Here is a 23,143-nt window from a genome sequence, read left to right as displayed (position 1 = left end):
CATTGACGCCTGGACTTGGCCTTGCTTGAGGATAATAGAAGACTTGGCGATGATTATTCATGATTCAAACCTTAAGGAGCGGGCCGCGCGGCCGGCGCAGAAAGGCTACGCCGTGCCGGCATCGGGACACCGTAATCATTGATGGCGCTAAACTCCACCTGTGCGCCTGCGGCAGGCAAGTCCTTCAGGGAGGGCAGCGCAAATTGTTTCGTCTCGCCTGGCGCCACCATGCCGCCATCACTCTCGCTGCGCTGGGCGCCGGCCACCAGCGACAGCGACGCCACCGACACGTGAAAGGCGGACGGGTTATATGCTTCCAGGGCAAAGCCCTTGCCACTGCTGGCAGAAACGGCACGCCATTGCACTTGTTCGATCGCGTCGACAGGATTGCCAGCGAGCCCCTCGGGGCGATAAAAAATCTTGATGCGTGAGCGGAACGCCATCTGCAGGCTGTTCACATCGGCGTCTTGCGACTTGGGTGGGATCTCCAGCATATTCAGCCAGAACACCGATTCTTTCGTTGCCGGCAGGGCCGGACCGACAAATATCAGGCGCAGGCTCTGGCCCTTGCCCGGATCGATGCGGGCCAGCGGCGGCGTCAGCACAAAAGGCACTTTGGCCGCCGCCGGCGTCGATGCGACATCGCCAGCATCGACCCACGCCTGCACCAGCGCCGGCACTGCGCCATCGTTATTGAGCTTGACCGTGATTTCTTTTTGCTTCGCCGGATAAATCTGCCGCGTGCCCGTGATCACTACGCTGGCCATTGAGGAAGAACAAAACAACAAGGCGAGACTGAGCAACAACGAACTTTGCAATGAATGATAGGGGAGCATGGAAGACCTCAGAATGTAGACCGGAAGCGCGTCCCGCCTATGCGGCGAGGACGTGCTTCCCTGGCGAGTGGATTACTCGTAAGTGATGGAGTAGGTAACGGCACCCTTCACCAGACCGGCGGCGGCAACGCCGGTGGAAATATATTGCACGGCATACGGCAGAACCGCGCCGCCGCTAGCATCTTTCGTGACCTTGCTGGTATTCGCAACTTGCGAGAAATCACCAGCCTTGATCACCTGACCGTTATTGGCATCGACCAGCTGCAGCTGAACATTCTGGGCACCACCTACGCTCTTGTCGTTATTTCTCAGATTATGGGTCAGTGGATCAACGTTGGCACCCGCTTCGAAAAATGCGGCGGCCTTGGTGGTCGTACCGCTACAAGCACTCAGCGTAATGTTAAAACCTGTCTGACCTGCAATGGTGCCAGCCGTTTTCAGCTGGGCAGCCGAGACTTTCGGCAATGTCACGGTCGCAGCAGCAGGGCCAACCGTGCCGTTAACATTCACGGTACAAGTCGAATCGAGCAGTTGGCCTTCAAAATTGATCGTGCCATCGGAAGCGAAAGCGGATTGGCTTACAGCGGCGGCCAGCAGAACGGCGAGGATACGGACTTGGGATTTCATTGAGACTACTCCTGAAAGATAAAGGTAAATGCGCACCAGTTAATGTAGGAACGCGGCTGTTGATGCAGATTCGTACTTTACAGAGCCGCGGTAGTTGTCGATATGAGAATGGTCTTAAAAATCCGCGCCGCCGGATGAGACATGTGCAAATAGATGCACACATCGGCAACAACACGCGCAGGATGCAAGCTGCCTGGCAAGCTGGCGTTGCGGCGTGGCTGGAGAGAATGGAGAGGCAGTGCGGGGATGAAAGCTGTGGGGAGCGCCTGCAAGACGGCGCTTGCAGGCGAGATGAAGGCTGCTGGCTGGTCAGCCGGGCAGCACCGCCTGATCGTCAGGTTTCAAGATTGCCTGCGCCAGCCAGACCAGAGCCGTCGCCAGCAGCAAAGGGCAGACAAGCAGCAATAAAACCAGCGTTGTCCAGCCAACCCTCTCTTTCAGAGTGATGCAAAGGAGATCGGCGAGCGGAATGCCCAGGTTGAACGCGACATAGAACAAGCCCACGGCCCGCATGTTCTGCAGAGGTTCCACCGCTTGTATCAGGGCCGCCATGATATTGACGTAGAACACCGCAGTGAAGCCAAAGCCCACCAGGAATACCGGCAACATGAGAATACCCAGGGGAATCTGCCATCCCCAAAATATCAGACCGCCGATAGCAGCTGTGAGGGGAAGAGCAATCAACAGCAATTTCAGGGTGCCATAGCGGTCCCCCAGCCAGCCACCGAGCGGTGCCAGCAAGTTTCCAATCACGACAATGCCGATCGCCATCTGTACCGTCTTGATGGGAACGCCCAGTATCTCGCGCAGGTAGGCGCTATACAGATAGTCGAAGTTACCAGCGCTCAATGGCAGGCATAGGGCAGCCAGAAACAGCAGCAACGGGCCTGGGGACCAGACCGACCCCACCGTTTTTTTCGCTTCAGGGCGGATGAAGCGCCGCTCGCCGGTCGTATTGATATGCTGAAAAAAATGCCAGATCAGGATATACAGCAGGATCAGGATCAGCATGCCAGCCAGGGCGGGCAACAGGGGCGGCTTCCCCTCTTCATTGATGGCATGGTTGATGGCGCTGAATTGGCTGGCAACGATGTTACTGGCCACGGCCAGGCAGTTCATGAGTCCCACCACCAGCGCACAATGGCGCGGAAAATACGTGACCCCGATACTGATCCAGGCACAGATATTCATCGTGCATCCTATGCCGCCCAGCAAGCTCCAGCAGCACAGTTCAAATAGCGTGCGGGAATACAGGCCCATAATCGCGGCTACCGCCAGCAGCAGGAAGCCTGCCAGCAAGGTTTTCTTGCGCGACAGCGTTGCCGGCAGCAGTGCCAGCACCAGTCCCGTCAACCCCATGCTGACGTAAAAGATCACTGCGGCTATCGGGAAACTGCCCAGCGTCGCGGGCAGGCCGAATGGCAGGGGCCGGGATGCCAGCGGCAACTTTGCCGGATCCATGCCGGACAACACCAGGAACAGCAAGGTGGTCGGCAACATCAACGCCAGCATCCCCATGGCCTCTTTTTTATTCTTGTTCATCCTGCGCAACATGATGCTCCTTTCAATTGAAATCAATGCTGACCGCGGCTACGCCAAGCTGCCACCAGTTCCCGCAGGAGCTGGCCGCAGCGCGCATCGGTCAGCGCTTCCGCACCGCGCAACAGGCTCTCGAGCTGCCCTGCCGGCTGCGCCATCTCCGTCCATTGCATGGCCAGGGCGGCGCCATGCAGGCGATGCGCGGCACGCACCGCACCATCCCGTTCGTGCATGGCCATGGCCTGCAGCAATTCGCCCATATCGTTGGCGAACGCCGCGCGCACTTGCGGCATATCGAATACGGCCAGGGTTTCCATCGGCGGCGCATGCAGTACCAAGGTCGCGTCGCACCACAGTTCGACGATATCCTGCAGTTTCGCCAACCGGATCGGCTTGCTCAATATGCCATCCATGCCGGCTTCAAAGCAGCGTTCCGCATGATCCTCGCCCGTCGAGGCGGAAATCGCGATGACCGGACAGCGCGCCTGTTCCAGGTCCGCTTCGCGCCTGCGCCATTCGACCGTCAGGCTGTAGCCGTCGATGTCGGGCAAGTCGCAATCCATCAGTACCAGGTCATATTCGCGCAGGCCGAAACAGGCCAGGGCCCTGGCGCCATTCTCGGCAATGTCGGCATCGCAGCCCAGGCTGGCGAGCTGGGCCCGCAACACGGCCTGGTTGGCCGGCACATCCTCGATGACCAGGATGGACAGGCGCTGCGCGGCCGCGCCCCCCACCGGAGCGGGCCGGGCAACGACCACGTCGGCCGCAGCAGCGGAGCCGGGCGCCAGGTCTGCAGGCAAGGAAATCAGCATGCGCGTGCCCCTGCCCATCTCGCTGTCGATGGTGATCGTGCCCTGCATCAATGTCACCAATTCACGGCAAATGACGAGGCCCAGCCCGGTGCCGCCCGAACGTTTGTAGGTGCCCTCCACCTGCACATACGGGCGAAACAGGATCGCTTGCATGGCGGCGGCTATGCCGATGCCCGTATCGGCAACGGCAATTTCCAGCCGCGCCTGGCCATGCCCATCGTCCAGCATGGCAATCTGTATCTCGACGCCGCCGCTTGCCGTAAATTTGATGGCGTTCGAGACCAGGTTGTGCAGCACCTGCAGCAGCCTGGCCTCGTCCAGCATCAGCAGCGGTACCGCCGCGTGCACCGGCACATCGAGCGTAATGCCCTTCTCCCGCGCCCGCAGTTGCTGCAGGGCCGCCACGTCGTTGGCCAGGGCCGCGACATCGACGGCATCAAGGCTGAGCGTCAGTTGCCCCGCCTCCAGCCTGGAGACATCGAGCACGTCGTCGAGCAAACGCAGCAGGATATTTCCGCCGTTGCTGGCCAGGTCGACAAAGTGACGCTGCTCCGCATTCATGGGCGTGGAGCGCAGCAATTCCACGGCGGCCAGCACGGCATTCATGGGCGAGCGGATTTCATGGCTCATCACGGCCAGGAACATGGCCGCCCGGCGCTCGTTGCGCAAGGCGCGCCGGTGCGCACCGTAGGCCTGGTACGCCAGGCCCGCCAGGATCAGCAGCAAGGCCACAGCCAGGCCCACATGTTCGCCAAAGTGATCCGCCGAGAACAGCATGCCCGAGTGATCATCGCCCGGCGCTCCCAGCCAATCCTGGCGTACCAGCCGGATCTGGGCCGGGGTCATCGCGGCCAGCGACTTGTTCACGATCGATACCAGCAAGGGATCGCTATCGCGCAGCGCCATGCGCACATCGGACGTCATCGCCACGGGCAATTCCGAAAAATAAAGCTTTGCGCCTTCATCGCGCATTAAATTTGGCAATAGCTGCGCCTTGCTGCCGATGGCGACGTCGGCGCCGCCCTGTGACAGCAGCGCCAGCGCCTGGCGCATGGTGGGACTGACAACGATGCGCATGCCGTCGTGGCGTTCACGCAGGAAGGGACCGAACAGGCCAGCTTCCGCGGCCGGCAGCGCCACGGTCTTGCCATCGAATGCGATGCCATCGGCACCAGGTTCACCCTGTTCACGCGTGGCGGCAATAGCCGTGGTCGACAGGTAGGGCAAGCTGTAACTGATGCCGGGCACCTGCTCCGGCGTGCCGATGCTGCGCACCGCGGGCAGGCAATCGACCCTGCCTTCACGCAGCGCAGCCAGGCCGTTGTCGGTGTCGGCCAAGGTCACGATGTCAAAGTCCAGGCCGCTATGCCGTTGAATGACTTTGATGTAATCGGCGGCGATGCCAACCCCGGTCGCGCCGCGCTGGACGATTTCAAACGGTGGCCGGTTTTGCAGCAGGCCCAGCTTCAACACGGGATGCGCGCGCACCCAGGCTTGCTCCGCGGCGTTGAGCGCGTGCGCCCTTTCCTCTCCCTGCGCCGCCATGCAGCAGACGGCCAGCAGGAAAGCGGCGATGCCGGCGCGCCAGCGCCTCATGCTTCGCCTATGGTATGCCTGATCTTGAATAGTTCATTATTCGATGTGACGCCGAGCTTGCGGAAGGCGGTGGTCTTTTGCGAGCTGATGGTCTTGATGCTGCGTTTGAATTTTTCGGCGATTTCCGTCACGGTCATCCCCGCCAGATAACAGCGGATCACCTCGCGCTCGCGCGCCGACAGCGCCGCCCCCAGCAGCAGCGCATCCGCGCCGTCCTCACCCTCTCGCGCATCAAAGGTGGTGCTCGCTTCGGCCACCCGATAGGACATCTCGGCGCTCAGGTACACGGCGCCCGACACCACCTTGCGCAGCGCCTTGACCAGCTCCGCCATTTCCTCGCCCTTGCCGGCAAAACCACGGGCGCCGACGCGCAAGGCCAGCGCCACCGTGGCCGGCTCATGATGCGTGGACAACACCAGGATGGGACAATCGGGGAATTTGGCCCGCAATGCGCGGATCAGCGACACGCCATCGAGTTCGTCCGGACCCAGCGCATAGTCGAGCAAAATGACGTCGGCCGGGGCCGCGAGCAAGCCCGCGATCAGCTCCCGGCTGGTACTGTAGGCGCCCACCACGTCGATATCCGGTTCCGCGCCGAGGCGGGCCACAAGGCCATGCCGCACCACGGCGTGATCATCGAGCAAGGCAATACGTAAGCGTTTCATAGGCATGGGCAAGAACCGGACGCTGTATGAAAAAAGTTTCTTTTGATGAGATTACTCCTATTTGTGCCACGACCGCCATACGAGATGCAGTTTATTAACATAGGTGCTCCTGTGCAACAAAAATGCTTCGATTTACCCGCCTTCAGACTCACATCACAATAAAGTTACTTTTATTGCATTAGCGAAGGCACGCATTATTTATTGCTGACGCTGGCGAAAAAGTCGCGCAACTCCAGGGGGCGCGCCAATGCATAGCCTTGCCCCGTGGGGCAGCCAAGCTGGCACAGCGCCTCGATGCACGATGCGTCTTCGATACCTTCCGCCACCACTTTCAGATTCATCAGCCGTGCCAGATTGACCGTCGCGGTAATGACGGCCTGCGCGGAAGCACTGGTTTTCATGTCGCGCACAAACGCGCCATCGATCTTGACCTCGTCAAAGGTCATCCTGGCCAGCAGATTCAGGGTCGATGAACCCTGCCCAAAATCATCAAGCGAAACGGGAAACCCTTTCGCCCGCAGCGTATTGAGCGAGGCGGACAGCAGCAGTTCATCGTCGACCGGCAGATCGCCAGTCAATTCAATTTTCAGCAATTGCGGCGGCACGCCTGCCCGCTGCATCTTTTCAGCCAGCCGCTGCGCGAGACCTGGCGTACACACGGTTTCGGCAGAAGCATTCAGGGCGATGGGCAAGGTCACCTGGCGGCTCTTGAGCACCAGCAGGACGTCGATCACGCGCGTCTCGATAAAGCTGAACAACAGCAAGTGCAGGCCCAGGCGGTTGACCATGGGGATCAGCACCGATGGCGGCACTTCGCCAACGCCGGGATGGTTCCAGCGCAGCAGCGCCTCGGCGCCGATGATGCGCCTGGTACGCAAATCGTACTGCGGCTGCAGCATCACGCGCAGATTCTTGCCTGTCGTCAACGCTTCGATCACATCGGCTTCCGTCGGACCGTCGGGCGGCGCAAAACAGCCTGCCTGCCGCTTGATCGACGGGACCAGCAGCAAGGCGCGCAAGGCCTCGGCAAACGCGGCGTTGCCGCCGCCGTAGACCATGCCTACATTGATGCCGGCGCGATGCGCCAGCCGGGCATGCGCCAATAATGCCGTCACGGACAAGCCGCCGATGCGGGCAACCGCCGGTTTTTCGAGCATCGCCGCGGCCTGCCCATGCAGCAAATTGAGCAGCGTCGGCTGGCCCACCCACAGCACATGCGGAAAACGCGCCAGCGGATTGGCCGCATCGAGCGTCTTGAGCAAAGTCGGCACCATCAAGCCACCATGTTCGACATCCGCGACGATCACGTCAACCTTCCCTTCGCGCAAGAGCGAAGGAATCAAGCTCAAGGAATTGATGCTTTTTACGTCTGCAACATTGATGGCACTCAGCATCGTGCCCAGCCATCGGGCACCACTCTTGTCCGTATCAGGCGTCAAGGTCAGCACGCGCAGGCAATGAAATTCGCTACGCACAGGGGAGCTGATGGTTTTCACGGAAGTTTTCCTTGGGTTAAGACGCATGGGTGAACAAAGAGTGGAAGACGCCAGAAAATGACGGGCGGCAAACCTCTTAATTGCTGTCCTCGTCATCGGGCATGCCGAAACGCGTGCGATGATCGCCCATGCATGCCCGCAGCTCATGAATACTCAGCCGGCTTACCTCGTGCATGCGTATGAGGATGGCGGCGCTGACCGGCAGCGAGCCATGTCTGATTTTGGAAAGGATGGGAGCCGATACCTGCAATTCGCGCCCCAGGGCCGCATCGTTCTTCAAGCCCAGAAAATCGATGAGCACATCGAGCAGATCGGCGTTGCGAAAACCGCTTGCAGCATTCTGTGGAAGCCGGTTGCGTAATCCCGTCACGCGTGGGGAATGCTGCTGTATTTGCTTTGTCATAGCCGCTACTTTCAATAAGGAAGATCAGGAACCGGCCACGACATGCGCATGGCAGCTGGCGCGAACCGGTGATGACTTGAAGTGTAGCGACAGACTTTCTTGACCGAAATCAGAACAGTCCTAAAATTCCCAATGAGAATTTAAAACGACGTCCTACAGCCGCAGGCTGACGAGAATCGCCAGCAACAGCGCGCCAGCGGCGGCCACAAGTGCGCTGTTGAAGCTGTGCGACTGCGCATACAGGCTGCCGGCCAGCACGGGGCCGATGATCTGGCCGATGCCATACACCACCGTCATGATGGCCATCATGTTGGCTCCAGACTTGCCCGTCTTGACGGCGGCCCGCTGCGCGGCCGGCATGGCGATGGTCACCGTGCCGACAAACGTGCCGCCGACGAGGATGGCGCTGAGCAGGTAGCCGGCGGCCGTGGGCGCCAGCACGGGAAGCGCCACGCCCAGCGCCTGCAGCAGCAAATTGAGCCTCAGCGCCTGGCACGTGCCAAGTCGCTCGTGCAGCCGGTGCCACAGGAAGCACGACGGCGCCGCCCCGAGGCCGAACACGGCCCACACATGGGCAGAGTTCAGCCCGGGCAATGCAGCGCCGACCAGCACGGGCAAATACGTGGCCGTGACGATATAACCAAATCCCGCCAGCCCGTAGATCAGCACGAGCGGCCACGGCGCGACGGGCGCCAGCGATGATGCGACGGCTTGCGCCGGTGCATCCGGCGCATCCGGCGTTGCCTGGCCACTGGCGGCAATGGCGGGTGCGGCCGCCAGCCCCGCCAGCGCGGTGACGCCGGCCAGCAGCAGCCACATGCCGGCGCTGTGCCAGCCCAGGCGCGAGGCCAGCACCAGCAATTCGGCCGAGACGGCGATGCCGGCGCCCACGCCCGCATACAACAGCGGCGCACCGCGACCATGTCCGCGCTGCACCAGCAGCCACAGCGAGGCGGCCACCATGGCCAGGGCGCTGAAGACGCCCGCCACGCCGCGCACCGTCACGATGAGCCAGACGGGCATAGTCAAGGCCAGCACGCCCAGGCACAGCGCCGTGCCGGCCACCGACCACAGGCACAGCCGGTGCGCGCTGTGGGCCCGCGCGCGCATGGCCAGGATAGCGCCCAGCAAGTAGCCGGCATAGTTGGCCGAGGCGGCCAGGCTTCCGTCGTGCAAGCTCAAGACGCCTTCCCTGACCATGTGCGGATAGATGGCCGTGAAGGCAAAGCGGCCAAAGCCCATGCCGATGGCGAGGATGACCGCCGCCGCGATGGCGGCGCGCAGCCTGGCCGGCGCGCTCACGGCGCCTCGCCCACTTGCGCCAGCAAATGCTGGAAGGCGGGCACGTCGAATCCCGCGCGCCACACCAGCACGGTGTCAATCTCCCCTGCGGGCAGGGTTGTCAAGGTAGCAGGCGCGTCCGACAGCGCCAGCACGCTGGCCGGCAGCAAGGTCACGCAGGCGCCGGCCGCCACGCAGGCGATCATGGTGTGATACGAATTCATTTCCTGCACCTGCCACTGCGTGCTGCCGGCCACGCCCAGCACCTCTTCCGCGATGCCGCGGTAGGTGCAGCCCTGCGGGAAGGCCGCAAGCGAACGCGTGCGCACGTCCATGGCGCTGCGCGCCTGCCCTTCGCTGGCTGGCAGCAGCAGACACAGTTCCTCGCGCCACACGGCCATCGATGCCAGGCCCAGCTCTTCCAATGCGGCGGCGCCGCCGAACGAGGGCGGCAAGGCGACGAAGGCGCAGTCGAGCAAACCCGTGCGCACTTGCTCGATCAGGGGGCGCGACGGCCCCGTGCTCAGCGCCAGGCGCGTCGCCGGATAGCGGGCGTGATACGCGGCCAGCAGCGCCGGCAAGCGGCTGGCCGCCGTGCTTTCCATGCTGCCGACGCGCAAGGTGCCGCCCTCGCGCCCGCCTGTGACGACGTGCCGCGCTTCCTCCGCCAGCGCCAGCAAACGCTGCGCATACTCGAGAAAGCGCTCACCCGCCGCCGTCAGGGCCATGCGTTTATTCGTGCGCACGAACAGTTCCGCGCCGATATCGGCCTCCAGCTGCTGGATGCGCGTGGTGACGCTGGACGGCGCGCGCCCCAGCCTGGCAGCAGCCTGGGTGACGCTCAGCTCACTGGCCACGGCGCAAAAAATCGTCAGGGATTCCATGTCCATCGCATTCTCTATTTCAAAATGATTGTGCTATTATATTCTTCAAATGCGAATTGAACACAATGTCCTCAACTTTGTGAAGGAAACATCATGAGCTCGTTCCAGCCCTTCCTCGACCGCCTCGGCTTGCAGTTGCCCATCATCCAGGCGCCGATGGCCGGTATCTCCACGCCGCGCATGGCCGCCGCCGTCTCGAACGCGGGCGGCCTCGGTTCGCTGGCCATCGGCTCTGGCACCGTGGCGCAGGCGCGCCAGATGATCGTCGACACGCGCGCGCTGACAGACCGTCCCTTCAATGTGAATGTGTTTTGCCATGCGCCGGCGGTCAGGGATGCGCGGCGCGAAGCGGCCTGGCTGGCCCACCTGGCGCCCCTGTTTGCGGAGCTGGGCGCAGGCGCACCCGTGGCGCTCGACGAAATCTACGAAACGTTCATCGGCAATGACGCGGCATTCGAGCTGTTGCTGGAACTGCGCCCCGCCGTCGTCAGCTTCCATTTCGGCTTGCCAACGCCGCAGCAATTGCCGGCCCTACGCCAGGCCGGCATCTACACGATGGCGACGGCCACCAATCTGCACGAGGCGGCGCTGATCGAACAGGCGGGAGTCGACGCCATCGTGGCGCAAGGCGTGGAAGCGGGCGGCCACCGCGGCGTCTTCGACCCGCAAGCGCCGGACGAACGCCACAGCACCAGCGTGCTGCTGCGCCTGCTCGCGGGCAGCACCGCCCTGCCCCTGATCGCCGCCGGCGGCATCATGGATGGACAAGGCATCCGCGCCGCACTGGACCTGGGCGCAGCAGCCGCCCAGCTGGGCACGGCGTTCCTGCTGTGCCCGGAATCATCAGCCAACGCCGGCTACCGCGCCAACCTGAAAAGCGAACGTGCCGCAAGCACGCGCCTGACCAGCGTGCTCTCGGGCCGCCTGGCGCGCGGCATGGTGAACCGTCTAATTGAATACGGCGAAGCGCCAGGCAGCCCACCGCCAGCCGACTACCCGGTCGCCTACGATGGCGCCAAACAATTAAACGCGCTGGCCAGCCAGCACGGCAACAGCGAATTCGCCGCACAGTGGGCTGGCCAAGGGGCGCCGCTGGCGCGGGAAATGGGGGCGGAGGAACTGGTGTTGACCTTGGCCAGGGAAATGGCGCGCTGATTTCAGGCTGCCGCTGACACGCGTGCAGCCAGGACAAGCAACCCCTTAGTAGGTTGCAGGCTTGGCAAAATTCACAAACGGCATCAAAGTGGCCGATCCCGCCCCATTGCGGACCTTTCAGCGATGGTACGCTTGCCACGAAGTAGCCTTAGAGACAGCCCCAAAGATAAATGGACTGCCCCGTGGCGATGGCTTGCCGTGCGAGCGATTGCAAATCCTTCAAGAGCGGCCGCAAATCTGCTGCATTACAGTCGATCTCTTCAGTTTTTGCCCATTGCTCCGATGCGCTCTCCAACCCGTCCGCATTTGAATTTGCGAGAAGGCTCGTCAGCCCGTCCGGAAAACGGTGAAGCCAGGACTCGCCATCCTCCTCAACGTAGATGTCTTCAGGCATGTGTTTTTCGATATCCCACTCGCTGCGCTCCAAAATGGCCCAAAGAGTACCGATTTCCAGGTCTGTGATGCCATTGAATTGGACCGGATTCAACAAAAGCGCAATTTCCTCGCCCTCGTCAGGCTCTTCAATCCGATTTGCATATCGGATGGCCTCGGCTGGATCAGCGATAAAGAAGTCTGCAATTACTCCCAATGTGGTTCTCCCTGTTTTTTGCGCAAGATTGATTGGATATTCAACGACTGCTGCTGGGCAGTTGCCGTCGTTTCACTAACGGACTGGACACCGATCCGGTGGGATTGCCTCAGGACGTTTTCTGCACGAGCTGTTCGGCAATCCCGATGAGGATTCCTTCCGGACCACGAATATAGCAGAGCCGATACATGTTTTCGTACTGGACTACTTCGCCGACCAGCTTCGCGCCACGTTTGACGATCCGGACGAGCGTATCGTCGATATCCTCGACGGTAAACATGACACGCAGGTAACCGAGAGCGTTCACTGGGGCGTTGCGGTGATCGGCGACCACGGGCGGCGCGAGGAAGCGGGATAGCTCGAGACGGCTGTGACCGTCCGGCGTACGCATCATGGCAATCTCCACGCGCATGCCGTGCAGACCGGTGACGCCATCTGCCCAGTCTCCTTCAATTGGGGCGCGTCCTTCGAGTACGAGACCAAGTTCGGTGAAGAACGCAATGGCGGCATCGATGTCTGCTACCACGATGCCGACGTTGTCCATGCGCTTGACTGTCATGTTGCCTCCTGGGTATCTAACGTATCCTTCAATCAGGGAGAAGGAGCGCCCCGTTACGGCAACCGGTGCCGGAACGTCGGCTCGATGTTGCGCGCATGCAGCCAGCGCACGATGTCTTCCAGGGTGGCGTCCTGCAGCAGCAAGCCCGGCGCGTCGGCGACTGTCACCACTGGCAATGTGACGGCGACGGGAGCCGGCACGGCATCTGCCACCCCCGCATGTCCCTGCAACTTGGCCAGCGCCTGCGCGAATTGTCCCGGGTTGATGCTGCGCAAGCTTTCCAGAAAGCCCAGCTGTGCGACCGGGGGCGGCGGCATGTCCAGGCCCGGTTCGTCGACGAAGGCGGCGCCCATGCTGGGGTGGATGAAGGCGGCCCACTTGCCCGATGGCTGCAGACATGGCGGCAGCGCCGCCTGCTCCACGTCGGCGGGCGGCGCGGTGGCGAGGATGTCGGTCGAGGCAGGTAAAAAGGTGGAACGCAGCAGCTGCACGAACTGGCGCGCCTGGGCGACGGGCACGGGCGTGGCCAGCGACAGCCACAGCTGGAACGCCGTACCCGAGATGCTGACGGCGGGCGCCGGCAAGTCCAGCTCGTGCTGCACGGCGTTGGCGATCGTGCACAGCGCGCTCCAGTGCGCTTCGCCGCCGCCCTTGCCGCCAAACTCCAGCACCAGCGCGCGCGTCAGGCCGCTTCCGGATACGAGTTGCACGGCCACCGTCTGCTCGCCCGACAGATGGCGCGCGAGCACGGCCGGCGTCAGCGGCTGCGCGCCGCCCTCCGTATCAATGTATTGCTGCTGTTCCTCGAACAGGTACAGGCGGGTGAGTTCGGAAATCAGTTTATGCATGGACGGCCTCGTAATGACGTTGAGCAAGACTTGTCAACGTGCCCAGATTATAGCCTTCTGGCTATTCCCTTACCGGCAGCCCGGCTGCCTGCCGCGTCCGTCCGGCGCCAAACACCAGCCAGCTGGCCACGGAAAACAGGCAGGCGGCCACGCCGCCGTACAGCATCACGGCGCCAAATCCTTGTGCCAATGCAAGCTTCGCCACGCCGGCCGGCAGCGCACCGGCACCCTTGCCTGCCGACAGGCCTTCTGCCATGGCGCGCAAGGTGACCGCGTCCAGTCCGCCGGGCAGATGCGGCCGCAAGGCGGACTGGATGGTTTCAACTAGGATAAAACCCATCAGCGCGATATTGATGGACAGGCTGACCATGCGGGCACTGATGTCGATGCTGGACGCCATGCCGGCCCGTTTGCCTGGCACGGCGCCCGTGGTCGTGTTGGTCACGGGCGTATTCGTCAGACCGAGTCCCGTGCCCGCCAGCAGGCAGCCGGGCAGGATCGTCAGCCAGCTGGCGGCTTCCGCCTGGCTGCCCCACAGCATCAGCAGAAAGCCCGCGCCGATGGCCAGCAAGCCGGCAGGGATCACCGCATCGGCCCGGTAGCGCAGCGCCAGCCGCTCGGCCAGCGGCGGCACGAGCAAGGTAGGCAAGGTATAGGCCAGCAAGGTCAGGCCCGTGTCCAGGCTGCCGTAGCCGAGGCCATGTTGCACGTACAGGGGCAGATAAATCATGAGCGGCCAGAAACTGCAGTTCATGCCCGCCGAACCAAGCAAGGCGCCCGAGAAGCGACGGATGCGAAAGACGGCAAAATCGACCATCGGTTCGGCCTGGCGCCGTTCGATCATGACAAACAGCATCAGACTGATCAGCGCCACGGCCAGGCTGGCCACGCTGCGCGGATCATTGAACCCCAGCGCCGGCCCCTGCGTCAGGCACCAGGCAAGGCTGAACACGGCCAGCGACAGAGTGACGATGCCAGCCACGTCCAGCTTGCGCCGCTGCGGATCGCGGGACTCGCTTACGCCCAGCGCCACCAGCAGCAGGGCCGCCAGCGCCAGCGGCCCGTGCACGAGAAATACCCACTGCCAGCTTGACAGCGCGACGATGGCGGCGCCGATGATGGGTCCGAAACCCAGGCCCAAGCCAAACACGATGCCCCAGGCGCCGAACGCCCGGCCCCGCAGGGCGCCTGCCGCGAACTGCTGCGACAGTACGGCCACCTGGCAAATCAGCATGGCGCCGCCGGCCGCGCCCTGCAGCGCCCGCGCCGCGATCAGCACGCCCGTGCTGGCGGCCCAGCCGCACACCAGGGAACTGGCGCCGAACAGGGCCAGGCTGGCGAGCAGCAGGCGCTTGCGGCCATAGCGGTCGGCCAGTGTGCCCGTGGCCATCAGCACGGTGGTGCAGGCCAGGGTGTAGGCGTTCATGATCCACTGCAAGTCATTGAAGTCGCCATGCAGCACGGTTTCCAGGATGGGCAGGATGGCGGGCACGCTGGAAATTTCCAGGCCGAACATCAGCGAGGCCAGACAGACGGCGGCCAGGGTGAGTGCGTTTTGTTGCGAAGTAGTCAGTAGCATCGAAGCCTTGCTTTCGGTAGTCATGGAGGGATGCGTGGTGCCGGGGCACTGCAAGCGGCCATTCTAGAAAAGCTCGACTCATGAGGGAAATGATAAAATTTTATACAATTCATTCATTCTCATCATGAATCGCAGGAGCGTCACCCATGGACTTCGATACCGCCCTGCTGCGCGCCTTTGTCGCCGTAGCGGACACGGGCGGCTTTACGCGCGCCGCCGAACGGCTGCACCTGAGCCAGTCCGCCATCAGCCACCAAATCCGCCGCCTGGAAGAGCAAGCGGGCAGCGCGCTGCTGTTGCGCACGACGCGCAGCCTGCGCCTGACGGAAGATGGCGAAGATTTCCTGCGCCACGCGCGGCAGATCCTGGCCGCGCAGGATGCGCTGTCGCGGCGCTTCCAGCGCTCCTCGATTGCGGGTGCCGTGCGCTTTGGCGTGCCGGAAAATTTCATGGGCGCTCGCCTGCCCGCCCTGCTGGCGCAGTTCGCGCACTTGTTTCCCGCCGTGCGACTGGATGTGACGGTGGGCACCTATATTGACTTGCAGAAACTAGTAGCGGCCGATGCGCTGGACCTGGCCGTCGTCATGGCCCTGGCCGGCGGCCAGGATGAGGCAGCCGTGCTGCGCCGCACGCGCTTCGTCTGGGCGGCGGCGCACGATTTCAGGCACGATGGCGCGCTGCCCCTGCCGCTGGCGTTTTCGCCCGCGCCGTGCATGCACCGGCAAGTCGGCGTCGACGCCCTCGATGCCGCCGGTCTGGACTGGCGCGTGGCGTTCACCTCGCCCAGCCAGCAGGGCTTGCGCGCCGCCGTGCTGGCGGGATTGGCCATCACGGCCCTGCCGCAAGGCGACCTGGAGCCGGGCATGGTGATCATCGATGGCCAGCATGGCTTGCCTGCCCTGCCCGCCGCCCAGTTCCAGCTCGTCTGGCGCGCCACCAGCACCACGGCGGCGGCTGAAGCGTTCGGACAATTGCTACGCGAATGGTCAGCCGCCGCCAGTGTACCTTTGCAGGCGACATTTTCAGGCCAAAGCACATCGCCAATGACGTAACAAGCCAGGTATTGCTGCTGATGGAGGCGGCAGTCCGATAAATCGTCGCCGGACGGCTACAAGTCAGTCATAACTCATCGTGAACGTCGCCGATGCGTTTGCCGGACCTGGCGTCACCTTGCTGCCCGTCTGCAGGTAGCGCGCGCGCAGCGCGATGACATAACTGCGTTCGGTGGAGCTCAGGGTCAGGCCGCTGCTCTGCAAGCTTGCCAGCGGCACCGTGTTACTGGCCTGGGTGGCTATCTGCAGGCCTATGCCGGTGGCGGCGGGAGGACGCCCGGCGGCACCGGAGTCGAGGCTCAGCACGCCGTTGCCTGCGTTGATGGCCATGCGAACGGGATCGATGCGATAGCGCAGGCTGTTCACTTCACGCGTTCCGGGTGTCCCCGTGCCGCCCGGAGAGCTGCCGCTTTGCGACTCCCAGCTTGCAGCGGTCTTGTTAACCGTTCCATGAAACGCCGGGCAATCATTCAAGCGTATGGAAAAATCCTTCCAGCCGGTGGCGCTGTTGATCCCGCTAAAATCTTTGGGTGCATACGTGCCCATGGGCACCGAGACATCCGGCGTGCTGCAGGTCCGCGAGACGATCTGGAGACTGCCGGTGATGCCTATCTGGAAGCCCAGCACTCTGGCATCGCCGAAATTGCCGTACAGGCTGACGGTCGGCAATGAGCTGTTTGTCAACACCCCGGGAGTCACGTCTCCCAGCTTGATCAATATCAATTCAAAATTGGACGGCCCCTCAAAAGGAATCAGGCAGCGATGGCCCGGCGTGCAGGTGCTCGGCTGCGTGGAGGTCCGTCTTGGCAGTACACCGCCCCGACTATTCATGACTACCCCCAACCCCGGAATACTGGTCTTGTAGACTTTATTGGCATACGTCCCGCTGGGCCAGGCGGCCAGGCCGAAGCTGGCGTCTACCGTCAGCTCGGTAAACATTTGAAACGGGGCATACAAGCAGTCCGGTGTCACTGCCTGGCCGGAGGCCATTTTGAATGTCTGGCGATACACCTCGGTGCCCACCGGCACGTCGCGCCCGACGGTGATCGCCGACACTTGCAAAGGCATGTAGCCTATTGCCGGCTGGATCCCATTCGAGTAAGTGCAGTTGACCGCGAAAGCCGAATCGGCTACCGCCCACAGTAGCGCGACGGCCAGACCCGATTTGAGCAAAGAGCCAATATTCATAACGCGACCTTTTATATGTTGATTGGTGCAACTTACTGATGATTCATGACGTAATCATGGCGCTGGCGGCGGCGCCCAGCGGCGTAGCAATTGCTCCGTGGCAGCCCCGAACCAGGAATGTCCGACGTTCAGATCGAAAGCATCGATGCGCGAAATCGCTTCTGTATTGTTGCGGGATGAAGTGTATGGCCCCAACGGCACCTGCCATATAGGAGCACTCCGAAAAGCGGATACATTGCAAAAAATTATTAACAAGCAAGCCAAGCGACACCGGCAGCGAAGCATGCAATGGCAAAAAAGTGTAGCCTTCGCAGGTGTTCATTTTCAGGCCAAAGGAAATCCTCTCCATGACATCCCGTACTTTTCTCGTCACTGGCGCGACACGCGGTATCGGTTATGCCATCAGCACCCTGCTGCATCGGCAGGGCCACCGGGTCGTCGGCATCGCCCGGCATACTGAAGGCGTGGACTTTCCAGGCACCTTGGTTGGCTGCGATCTTGGCGACCTGGCGCAGACGGCGCAGGTTCTCGAGGCGCTTGAAAAAAAGTTCGATATCGACGGCATCGTGAACAATGCAGGCATTGCCTCGCCCCAGCCACTGGGTCAGATCGACTTTGCCACCTTGCAGAACGTCTTCGATCTGAACGTGCGCGCCGCCATCCAGGTGACGCAGCAGTTCGTGGCGGCGATGAAGCAGCGCCGCTATGGCCGCATCGTGAATATCTGCAGCCGGGCCATCTACGGCAACGCGAACCGCACCGCCTATTCCGCCGCCAAAAGCGCCCTGGTCGGCTGCACGAGAACCTGGGCCCTGGAATTGGCCGAGCACGGGGTGACGGCCAATGCGGTCGCGCCAGGCCCCGTGGAAACGGAACTGTTCCGCAAGACCCGCCCCGCCGGCAGCGAGATGGAACGCCAGGTACTTGCAACGATACCGATGCGGCGGCTCGGGCAGCCCGATGAAATTGCCGCCGCCGTCGGCTTCCTGCTATCGGAGCAAGCCAGTTACGTGACAGGCCAGGTGCTGGCGGTCGATGGCGGAGGCAGTCTGGGCGGACGCGCCTGACAGCTCAGCACTAGCAGCAAGGCTGGCATCAACACGCCGCCGAATGTCAGGGTGTAGGTGCTGACCCGTCTCCGTAGAGCCCAGTTCCTGATGGATTTTAGGCAAGCCCGTCAGCACGATGGACGTGCCGAGCACGATCATCACCTAGCTAACGAGAACGGCCGCCTTGTGCGGCGCGGCGGGGAGAGTGGAATCGGGAAGATTTTTCATGCCGCTACTGCAAGGCGTACGCATTGAATAGCTACCAGAATCAGCATGAACTTATTAGCAAAGCTAATGAGTACAAGGCAACACATGATACAGGCCACTCACCGCCGTTCACGCCCCTGCGTGCCGGCTAGCCTTTGATCATGTCGTCGGCTCAGCAAGGCTGCCACTATCGCCGCCCCGAACGCAAAACATAGCCAGCATAGAAAGAAAATATCGGCTGCATACGGCGTGCGGTCCCAATAGCTGTCGCCTTGTTTTAGCTTGAGCAACATGGCGCTCCATATGAATAGACCGCCCCAGGCAATGATGCTGGCGATAACAAAAGCAAGGATGGAATAAAGAAAGGTTCTCATCATTTGATTGAGAAAAAGCGAATCTTCCCGGCTTCGCGGAGATCCGACCAAATGGTAGGAATGACAATACCGAAGCTCGTGCGCAGGCCTGAAGTCAGATCCGTCATGCGGCTCCCGTTCCAAAGGTCGATATGATCGCCACCGGAGCCACCGGAGGGCGTGTAATAGTCCTCAAAGCAAATAATACCCGTCCGGTCAACCACCTTGTCACGCCAGTCCTTGCCGGTAATATCCTCAACTTTGCCACAGCCAAGGAAAGGCTGCTTTTCAAGCCAGGTGGCAAGTTCCGCAGCCGCCAGGCAGTGATCTTCAGCCGGATGAACCCAGCACTTGCGCTTGGAAGGATAGGACTTGAACGTGACCCCGACTTTCTTTAACGCGTGGCTTACTCGAATGGCGCACTGATTCGCAAACAAAATATCTCCCTTGGCATCCTTGGCGTTGCAAGGGCTTCCTTTTTCGTAGGCGGACCAGAGGGCACTGAATTTGATGATTGATGCATTGATCTTGCAAACCGAATCCTTGATCGCATTCGTCTTTACGCTGGCTTGCTGCTTGACGGCTTTTGTCACGCGGGTCCCCCTTCGATACGGGCCAGTGCCTCATCACCCCAAAAAACCTCATACTCGGCAATTCCATCCGTAACTACCCGCTGCATCTTGCCATCCACATCGACCTGACCAGAAAGGCGCTGGCCGTCCGGCAATACAATCAGGTAAGGCACACCATGGGCCAGGCGTTCGGCGAACACAGGTTGCTCATCGTATAGCTCCTTTACCCCACTCACAGCTTGATTGATGAGAATACCCGCTGCCATGGTTGCAACTGCATTCTCTGCTGCGTTCGGTGCACCGGATGCCCCGCTACTCCAGTCAACCGTATCCGTAAACTGGGTTGCGATCAGTGTCGCACCGCACGCGGTCTTCATGCCGGCAACGGCCACCCCTCGGCCATACAACGTCGTTGTATTGACTCCCTCGATAATCGGGTAACTCCCCTTGCACCGGGGACACATGACCTTGTGCCCCATATATGCAATCGGTTTGCCATGGCAAAGATCAGTTACCGAACCTTCAAGCACTTTGCCGCCGTGGCTAGTGGGATCACCTAATCGAATTATCTCTGGCATGCCAAGTTTTCTTTTATGAGAAATTTTATCAATTAATCATTATGTCTCACTAACTCAATTGTCCGAGCACGATAGGATGTCGCGGATAAATGTTAAAGTCGCCATGAACTTATTAGCAGTACTAATGAATAAAAAATGCGCATGGAACAGACCAACTTCAACGACATCCTTGCCTTCGTGGCCGTGGCCCGCGAAGGCAGTTTTACCCGGGCGGCGGCCAAGCTGGGCGTGTCGCAGTCGGCCTTGAGCCAGACCGTGCGCGCGCTGGAAGAACGGCTCGCCTTGCGCCTGCTGGTGCGCACCACGCGCAGCATCTCGCCCACGGAAGCGGGCAAACAGCTGCTGCGCACGGTGGCGCCCCGCTTCGACGAGATCGAGGCGGAACTGGTCCTGCTCAGTGAGCGTCGCGACAAGCCGGTAGACAACATCCGCATCAGCGCGGGAGAGCATGCGGCGCTCACCGTCCTGCAGCCGGCCATCGCCAGACTGCTGCCGGCCTACCCTGGGCGGCCTGTTTGCCTGGGAATTTGTCAAAGATGGGCAGGAACTGAAAGTACGCATGGAAGGGCAAATGATCTACAACAACATGGCCATGCAGCTCCATTCGGCGCTCGATGGCCTGGGCGTGGCTTGCATGGCCGAAGACGTCGTGCTGCCCTATGTGCCCAATGGCAGGCTGGTGCGAGTGCTAGATGATTTGAGCCAGCGCAATCGTTGACCCGAGGCGTGCTGAAAATGACGCGAACAAGCATTTACCCGCCGGCGGGGCAGGTCTATAGTGGCATCTTCCCCACCTTTTCAAGGACAGGACCGCCATGAAACTCTTTTACTCGCCGGGCGCCTGTTCGCTGGCACCGCACATCATCCTGCGCGAAACGGGCACGCCGTTCACACTCGTCAAGGTCGACCTGGGCCAGCACAAGACGCCGGAAGGCGGCAGTTACTATGAGCTCAACCCGAAAGGCCAGGTACCGCTGCTGGCGCTCGACGATGGCAGGACCTTGAGCGAAGGCCCCGTCATCGCCCAGTACATCGCCGAACAGAGCGGCAAGCAAGACCTGCTGCCGCCCGTGGGCAGCCTGGCCCGCTACAAGGTGCTGGAATGGCAGAACTACATCACGTCCGAACTGCATAAATCGTTCAGCCCCCTGTTCGATTCCCGCATCGACGCCGCCACCAAGGCCTTGTTCATTGAGCAACTGGGCAAGAAATACAAGTGGGTCGACAGCCGCCTGGAAGGCCAGGCCTACCTGACTGGCGACACGTTCACGGTCGCCGACGCCTATCTGTTCGTCATCACGGGCTGGGCGCCGAGGCTGGGCGTGGATTTGTCGCAGCTGGCGAATGTGCAAGCCTTCCTGGCAAGAGTCGCCCAGCGCGACAGCGTCAAGGCTGCACTGGAAGCGGAAGGTTTGGCCAAGGCCGCCTGAAGCCCTTTGCACGGAGGTTCCCTGGGCTGGCGGAGCGCGACAGTCCCGTGCTAAGATCGTGCTGTCGAAAAAGGTGGACCGGCGTGGTGAGCCCCGGTCAGCCGTCCGCCTGTGGACGGTTATATTCCAGCCCTGGGGGCAGCGGACCACGACGAAAAGCGGACGTGCGCCGTTTTTTCGTCGGCGTGCGTTCCGTCACCCTGCTGCCTGAACGTCGTTGCGCCTGCCGCGAAAATTCACCACGTCCTTGACCGAGTGTGCTCTGCACAACACCCAGGACGACATCATGAACCCAGCTTCAATCCACACCCCTGTACTCATCATCGGCGGCAGTCTCGTCGGACTTTCAGCATCGCTCTTCCTCGCATGGCGGGGCGTGCCGCATATCCTCGTTGAAAAACACCACGGCAGTGCCGCGCATCCGCGCGCCACGGGCTTTACGGAACACACGCTGGAATTTTTCCGCGCCGCCGGCATCGCCGAACGCATTCCCCAGGTACCGCCCGGCGCCACCGTGCGCCGCGCCCGCGTGGAAAGTCTGGCGGGTCAGCACTACGAGGAATTGCCGTGGACGCCAGGCCAGCCGGAAGAGCGCGACGGCAAGGCTACGCCCATGGCCGGCGCCGCCATCGCCCAAGACCTGCTGGAACCGATACTGCGCGAGGCCGCGCGCGCACGCGGCGCCGACCTGCGCACCGGCGTGGAACTGTTGTCCCTGCAGCAGGATGCGCAGCGCGTCACGGTGCAGCTGCGCCAGCGCGACACGGGCGCAAGCTATGCCGTCACGGCCGATTACCTGATCGCCGCCGATGGCGCGGCCAGCCCCATCCGAGAACAGCTGGGCATCGCGCGCCAGGGCGCCGGTCCCCTGCGCGTGCTGCGCAGCGTGCTGTTCCGCTGCGCGGAGGCGGATGCTTTTCTGGAACGGGGCATCCGCCAGTTCGACATCGACCAGCCAGGCTTCAAGGGTTTCCTGGGCACGTATTCGGACGGGCGCTGGTTCCTCATGTTTGAAGAACAAAGCGACAGCACCGACGCGCAATTGCGGGTGCTGGTCCGCCAGGCCCTGGGCAAGGACATGGCCTTCGAGCTGATCACCACCGGGCGCTGGGAGCTGGCCGGGCTGATCGCGGACAGGTTCAGCGAAGGACGCATTTTCCTGGCCGGCGATGCGGCCCACCAATTGCCCCCCACGCGGGGCGGCTACGGCGCCAACACGGGCATCGACGACGTCTACAACCTGGCATGGAAGCTGCAAAGGGTCGTGCGGCAGCAATCGCGCCCCGCCCTGCTCGACACTTACACGGATGAGCGCCGGCCCATCGCCTGGCTGCGGCACCAGCAAACCTTCGCCCGGCCGGACTACGCGAAATGGGTCGGCGACGGCTACCAGAACGAACCCTTGTATGGCAACCTGGCGATGGAGCTGGGCCAGTTGACGCGCTCTGGCGCCATCCTCGGTGCGGACGCGGCGCTGCCGCCGGCCGCCCACCCGCGCGACTGGGCCGGCCAGCCAGGCACGCGCGCCCCCCACGTCTGGGTACGGCATCGCGGCAACAGCATGTCCAGCATCGACCTGTTGACCGAGGATTTCGTGCTGCTGACAGCCGATCCGCGCTGGTCCGCCGCCGCCGCGCACCTATCGTTGAAGACCTTGCTGGCCGGCGCCGACGTGGTTTTCCCCGCCGACCAGGCCTTCGTCGACACTTTCGGCACAGGCGATGACGGCGCCGTGATCGTCCGGCCGGACGGCATCATCGCCTGGCGCTCGGCCCCGGCGGCAATACCGGATGCCATGCTGCTGCGCGCCGTGATGGAAAAAATCGCCTTGCCGCACAGCTGACG

Annotated in this window: 24 protein-coding genes and 1 pseudogene; 7 read left to right on the top strand and 18 right to left on the bottom strand. The window is 62.1% G+C overall.

Annotated features, from left to right (window positions below):
• Positions 1-71: 71 nt before the first annotated feature.
• From AC4BCN_RS13965 to AC4BCN_RS13925, 9 genes are all read right to left on the bottom strand, one after another.
• Complete coding sequence (locus tag AC4BCN_RS13965) at positions 72-767, bottom strand: fimbrial biogenesis chaperone (RefSeq protein WP_338682190.1); 696 nt, start codon at positions 765-767, stop codon at positions 72-74.
• A gap of 141 nt (positions 768-908) precedes the next feature.
• Entirely contained in the window at positions 909-1,463 is a 555-nt protein-coding gene (locus tag AC4BCN_RS13960; RefSeq protein WP_278318765.1) for a fimbrial protein, read from the bottom strand.
• A gap of 309 nt (positions 1,464-1,772) precedes the next feature.
• On the bottom strand, positions 1,773-3,017 hold the full coding sequence (locus tag AC4BCN_RS13955) for an MFS transporter (protein WP_319993123.1): 1,245 nt from the start codon (positions 3,015-3,017) through the stop codon (positions 1,773-1,775).
• Positions 3,018-3,037: 20 nt separating this feature from the next.
• The gene (locus AC4BCN_RS13950; RefSeq protein ID WP_319993122.1) at positions 3,038-5,410 is read right to left on the bottom strand and encodes an ATP-binding protein; all 2,373 of its coding nucleotides are present in this window, start codon (positions 5,408-5,410) and stop codon (positions 3,038-3,040) included.
• Entirely contained in the window at positions 5,407-6,075 is a 669-nt protein-coding gene (locus AC4BCN_RS13945) for a response regulator transcription factor (RefSeq protein WP_099403428.1), read from the bottom strand. The genes AC4BCN_RS13950 and AC4BCN_RS13945 overlap by 4 nt, the downstream gene beginning before the upstream one ends.
• Before the next feature lie 194 nt (positions 6,076-6,269).
• Positions 6,270-7,571: an EAL domain-containing protein gene (locus AC4BCN_RS13940; protein WP_319993121.1), complete on the bottom strand. Its 1,302-nt coding sequence runs from the start codon at positions 7,569-7,571 to the stop codon at positions 6,270-6,272.
• 76 nt (positions 7,572-7,647) lie between these two features.
• Positions 7,648-7,974, bottom strand: a complete 327-nt coding sequence (locus AC4BCN_RS13935) for a hypothetical protein (protein ID WP_319993120.1) — start codon at positions 7,972-7,974, stop codon at positions 7,648-7,650.
• A 153-nt stretch (positions 7,975-8,127) separates the two neighbouring features.
• Positions 8,128-9,276 carry a YbfB/YjiJ family MFS transporter gene (locus AC4BCN_RS13930; protein ID WP_490493543.1) on the bottom strand — a complete coding sequence of 383 codons (1,149 nt, stop codon included), beginning with the start codon at positions 9,274-9,276 and terminating at the stop codon, positions 8,128-8,130.
• The gene (locus tag AC4BCN_RS13925; RefSeq protein ID WP_490493542.1) at positions 9,273-10,145 is read right to left on the bottom strand and encodes a LysR family transcriptional regulator; all 873 of its coding nucleotides are present in this window, start codon (positions 10,143-10,145) and stop codon (positions 9,273-9,275) included. Before AC4BCN_RS13925 ends, AC4BCN_RS13930 begins: the two co-directional genes overlap by 4 nt.
• Before the next feature lie 87 nt (positions 10,146-10,232).
• On the opposite strand from AC4BCN_RS13925, the gene AC4BCN_RS13920 reads away from it, so the two are divergent.
• Positions 10,233-11,294: an NAD(P)H-dependent flavin oxidoreductase gene (locus AC4BCN_RS13920; RefSeq protein WP_490493541.1), complete on the top strand. Its 1,062-nt coding sequence runs from the start codon at positions 10,233-10,235 to the stop codon at positions 11,292-11,294.
• Positions 11,295-11,442: 148 nt separating this feature from the next.
• Here the strand turns inward: AC4BCN_RS13920 and AC4BCN_RS13915 are convergent, their stop codons facing one another.
• The 4 genes from AC4BCN_RS13915 to AC4BCN_RS13900 all read right to left on the bottom strand — a co-directional run bounded on the left by AC4BCN_RS13915 (position 11,443) and on the right by AC4BCN_RS13900 (position 14,869).
• Positions 11,443-11,883 (bottom strand): hypothetical protein, encoded by a 441-nt coding sequence (locus tag AC4BCN_RS13915; protein WP_128139497.1) that lies wholly within the window; start codon positions 11,881-11,883, stop codon positions 11,443-11,445.
• 109 nt (positions 11,884-11,992) lie between these two features.
• Complete coding sequence (locus AC4BCN_RS13910; RefSeq protein WP_490493540.1) at positions 11,993-12,442, bottom strand: VOC family protein; 450 nt, start codon at positions 12,440-12,442, stop codon at positions 11,993-11,995.
• A 53-nt stretch (positions 12,443-12,495) separates the two neighbouring features.
• Entirely contained in the window at positions 12,496-13,290 is a 795-nt protein-coding gene (locus AC4BCN_RS13905; RefSeq protein ID WP_490493539.1) for a TOTE conflict system archaeo-eukaryotic primase domain-containing protein, read from the bottom strand.
• Between the two features lie 61 nt (positions 13,291-13,351).
• On the bottom strand, positions 13,352-14,869 hold the full coding sequence (locus AC4BCN_RS13900; protein ID WP_490493538.1) for an MFS transporter: 1,518 nt from the start codon (positions 14,867-14,869) through the stop codon (positions 13,352-13,354).
• Positions 14,870-15,015: 146 nt separating this feature from the next.
• On the opposite strand from AC4BCN_RS13900, the gene AC4BCN_RS13895 reads away from it, so the two are divergent.
• Positions 15,016-15,921 (top strand): LysR substrate-binding domain-containing protein, encoded by a 906-nt coding sequence (locus tag AC4BCN_RS13895; RefSeq protein WP_490493537.1) that lies wholly within the window; start codon positions 15,016-15,018, stop codon positions 15,919-15,921.
• Between the two features lie 63 nt (positions 15,922-15,984).
• Here the strand turns inward: AC4BCN_RS13895 and AC4BCN_RS13890 are convergent, their stop codons facing one another.
• Positions 15,985-17,109: a fimbrial protein gene (locus AC4BCN_RS13890; protein WP_319993113.1), complete on the bottom strand. Its 1,125-nt coding sequence runs from the start codon at positions 17,107-17,109 to the stop codon at positions 15,985-15,987.
• A 43-nt stretch (positions 17,110-17,152) separates the two neighbouring features.
• The gene (locus AC4BCN_RS13885) at positions 17,153-17,458 is read right to left on the bottom strand and encodes a hypothetical protein (RefSeq protein ID WP_338682170.1); all 306 of its coding nucleotides are present in this window, start codon (positions 17,456-17,458) and stop codon (positions 17,153-17,155) included.
• Between AC4BCN_RS13885 and AC4BCN_RS13880 the strand changes: the two genes are divergently transcribed.
• The gene (locus AC4BCN_RS13880) at positions 17,457-18,176 is read left to right on the top strand and encodes an SDR family oxidoreductase (protein WP_338682168.1); all 720 of its coding nucleotides are present in this window, start codon (positions 17,457-17,459) and stop codon (positions 18,174-18,176) included. The two genes, AC4BCN_RS13885 and AC4BCN_RS13880, sit on opposite strands and share 2 nt — an antisense overlap.
• Positions 18,177-18,484: 308 nt before the next feature.
• Here AC4BCN_RS13880 and AC4BCN_RS13875 read toward each other — a convergent pair whose 3' ends face one another.
• Genes AC4BCN_RS13875 through AC4BCN_RS13865 form a run of 3 tightly spaced genes read right to left on the bottom strand, consistent with a single transcriptional unit; the run spans position 18,485 to position 19,868 of the window.
• Entirely contained in the window at positions 18,485-18,742 is a 258-nt protein-coding gene (locus AC4BCN_RS13875; protein ID WP_338682166.1) for a hypothetical protein, read from the bottom strand.
• A complete protein-coding gene (locus AC4BCN_RS13870; RefSeq protein ID WP_338682164.1) occupies positions 18,739-19,311 on the bottom strand; it encodes a type VI secretion system amidase effector protein Tae4 in 573 nt (190 codons plus the stop codon). The genes AC4BCN_RS13875 and AC4BCN_RS13870 overlap by 4 nt, the downstream gene beginning before the upstream one ends.
• The gene (locus AC4BCN_RS13865) at positions 19,308-19,868 is read right to left on the bottom strand and encodes a PAAR domain-containing protein (RefSeq protein WP_338682162.1); all 561 of its coding nucleotides are present in this window, start codon (positions 19,866-19,868) and stop codon (positions 19,308-19,310) included. Before AC4BCN_RS13865 ends, AC4BCN_RS13870 begins: the two co-directional genes overlap by 4 nt.
• Before the next feature lie 135 nt (positions 19,869-20,003).
• Here AC4BCN_RS13865 and AC4BCN_RS13860 point away from each other — a divergent pair.
• The 4 genes and pseudogenes from AC4BCN_RS13860 to AC4BCN_RS13845 form a co-directional block, all read left to right on the top strand.
• A pseudogene (locus AC4BCN_RS13860) lies at positions 20,004-20,144 on the top strand (LysR family transcriptional regulator); the annotation flags it as partial.
• Between the two features lie 172 nt (positions 20,145-20,316).
• Complete coding sequence (locus AC4BCN_RS13855; protein WP_338682160.1) at positions 20,317-20,586, top strand: LysR substrate-binding domain-containing protein; 270 nt, start codon at positions 20,317-20,319, stop codon at positions 20,584-20,586.
• A 97-nt stretch (positions 20,587-20,683) separates the two neighbouring features.
• Positions 20,684-21,298 carry a glutathione transferase GstA gene (gstA, locus tag AC4BCN_RS13850; RefSeq protein ID WP_490493536.1) on the top strand — a complete coding sequence of 205 codons (615 nt, stop codon included), beginning with the start codon at positions 20,684-20,686 and terminating at the stop codon, positions 21,296-21,298.
• Positions 21,299-21,584: 286 nt separating this feature from the next.
• Positions 21,585-23,141, top strand: coding sequence for an FAD-dependent monooxygenase (locus tag AC4BCN_RS13845; protein ID WP_490493535.1), 1,557 nt, complete (start codon positions 21,585-21,587; stop codon positions 23,139-23,141).
• Positions 23,142-23,143: the final 2 nt, after the last annotated feature.

The sequence above is a fragment of the Janthinobacterium sp. Bl 1 genome, from assembly GCF_058215535.1.
The sequence above is the reverse complement of the archived record's forward strand: the minus strand, read 5'-3'. Positions and strand labels throughout refer to the sequence as shown.

What these genes read in the sequence shown, in the direction of transcription:
- gstA (WP_490493536.1), top strand. Translation starts at nt 20,684, where the DNA reads ATGAAACTCTTTTACTCGCCGGGCGCCTGTTCGCTGGCACCGCACATC.
- AC4BCN_RS13900 (WP_490493538.1), bottom strand. Translation starts at nt 14,869, where the DNA reads ATGCTACTGACTACTTCGCAACAAAACGCACTCACCCTGGCCGCCGTC.
- AC4BCN_RS13910 (WP_490493540.1), bottom strand. Translation starts at nt 12,442, where the DNA reads ATGACAGTCAAGCGCATGGACAACGTCGGCATCGTGGTAGCAGACATC.
- AC4BCN_RS13880 (WP_338682168.1), top strand. Translation starts at nt 17,457, where the DNA reads ATGACATCCCGTACTTTTCTCGTCACTGGCGCGACACGCGGTATCGGT.
- AC4BCN_RS13875 (WP_338682166.1), bottom strand. Translation starts at nt 18,742, where the DNA reads ATGATGAGAACCTTTCTTTATTCCATCCTTGCTTTTGTTATCGCCAGC.
- AC4BCN_RS13945 (WP_099403428.1), bottom strand. Translation starts at nt 6,075, where the DNA reads ATGAAACGCTTACGTATTGCCTTGCTCGATGATCACGCCGTGGTGCGG.
- AC4BCN_RS13955 (WP_319993123.1), bottom strand. Translation starts at nt 3,017, where the DNA reads ATGTTGCGCAGGATGAACAAGAATAAAAAAGAGGCCATGGGGATGCTG.
- AC4BCN_RS13905 (WP_490493539.1), bottom strand. Translation starts at nt 13,290, where the DNA reads ATGCATAAACTGATTTCCGAACTCACCCGCCTGTACCTGTTCGAGGAA.
- AC4BCN_RS13855 (WP_338682160.1), top strand. Translation starts at nt 20,317, where the DNA reads ATGCGGCGCTCACCGTCCTGCAGCCGGCCATCGCCAGACTGCTGCCGG.
- AC4BCN_RS13965 (WP_338682190.1), bottom strand. Translation starts at nt 767, where the DNA reads ATGGCCAGCGTAGTGATCACGGGCACGCGGCAGATTTATCCGGCGAAG.
- AC4BCN_RS13920 (WP_490493541.1), top strand. Translation starts at nt 10,233, where the DNA reads ATGAGCTCGTTCCAGCCCTTCCTCGACCGCCTCGGCTTGCAGTTGCCC.
- AC4BCN_RS13925 (WP_490493542.1), bottom strand. Translation starts at nt 10,145, where the DNA reads ATGGACATGGAATCCCTGACGATTTTTTGCGCCGTGGCCAGTGAGCTG.
- AC4BCN_RS13865 (WP_338682162.1), bottom strand. Translation starts at nt 19,868, where the DNA reads ATGCCAGAGATAATTCGATTAGGTGATCCCACTAGCCACGGCGGCAAA.
- AC4BCN_RS13935 (WP_319993120.1), bottom strand. Translation starts at nt 7,974, where the DNA reads ATGACAAAGCAAATACAGCAGCATTCCCCACGCGTGACGGGATTACGC.
- AC4BCN_RS13895 (WP_490493537.1), top strand. Translation starts at nt 15,016, where the DNA reads ATGGACTTCGATACCGCCCTGCTGCGCGCCTTTGTCGCCGTAGCGGAC.
- AC4BCN_RS13950 (WP_319993122.1), bottom strand. Translation starts at nt 5,410, where the DNA reads ATGAGGCGCTGGCGCGCCGGCATCGCCGCTTTCCTGCTGGCCGTCTGC.
- AC4BCN_RS13960 (WP_278318765.1), bottom strand. Translation starts at nt 1,463, where the DNA reads ATGAAATCCCAAGTCCGTATCCTCGCCGTTCTGCTGGCCGCCGCTGTA.
- AC4BCN_RS13845 (WP_490493535.1), top strand. Translation starts at nt 21,585, where the DNA reads ATGAACCCAGCTTCAATCCACACCCCTGTACTCATCATCGGCGGCAGT.
- AC4BCN_RS13890 (WP_319993113.1), bottom strand. Translation starts at nt 17,109, where the DNA reads ATGAATATTGGCTCTTTGCTCAAATCGGGTCTGGCCGTCGCGCTACTG.
- AC4BCN_RS13885 (WP_338682170.1), bottom strand. Translation starts at nt 17,458, where the DNA reads ATGGAGAGGATTTCCTTTGGCCTGAAAATGAACACCTGCGAAGGCTAC.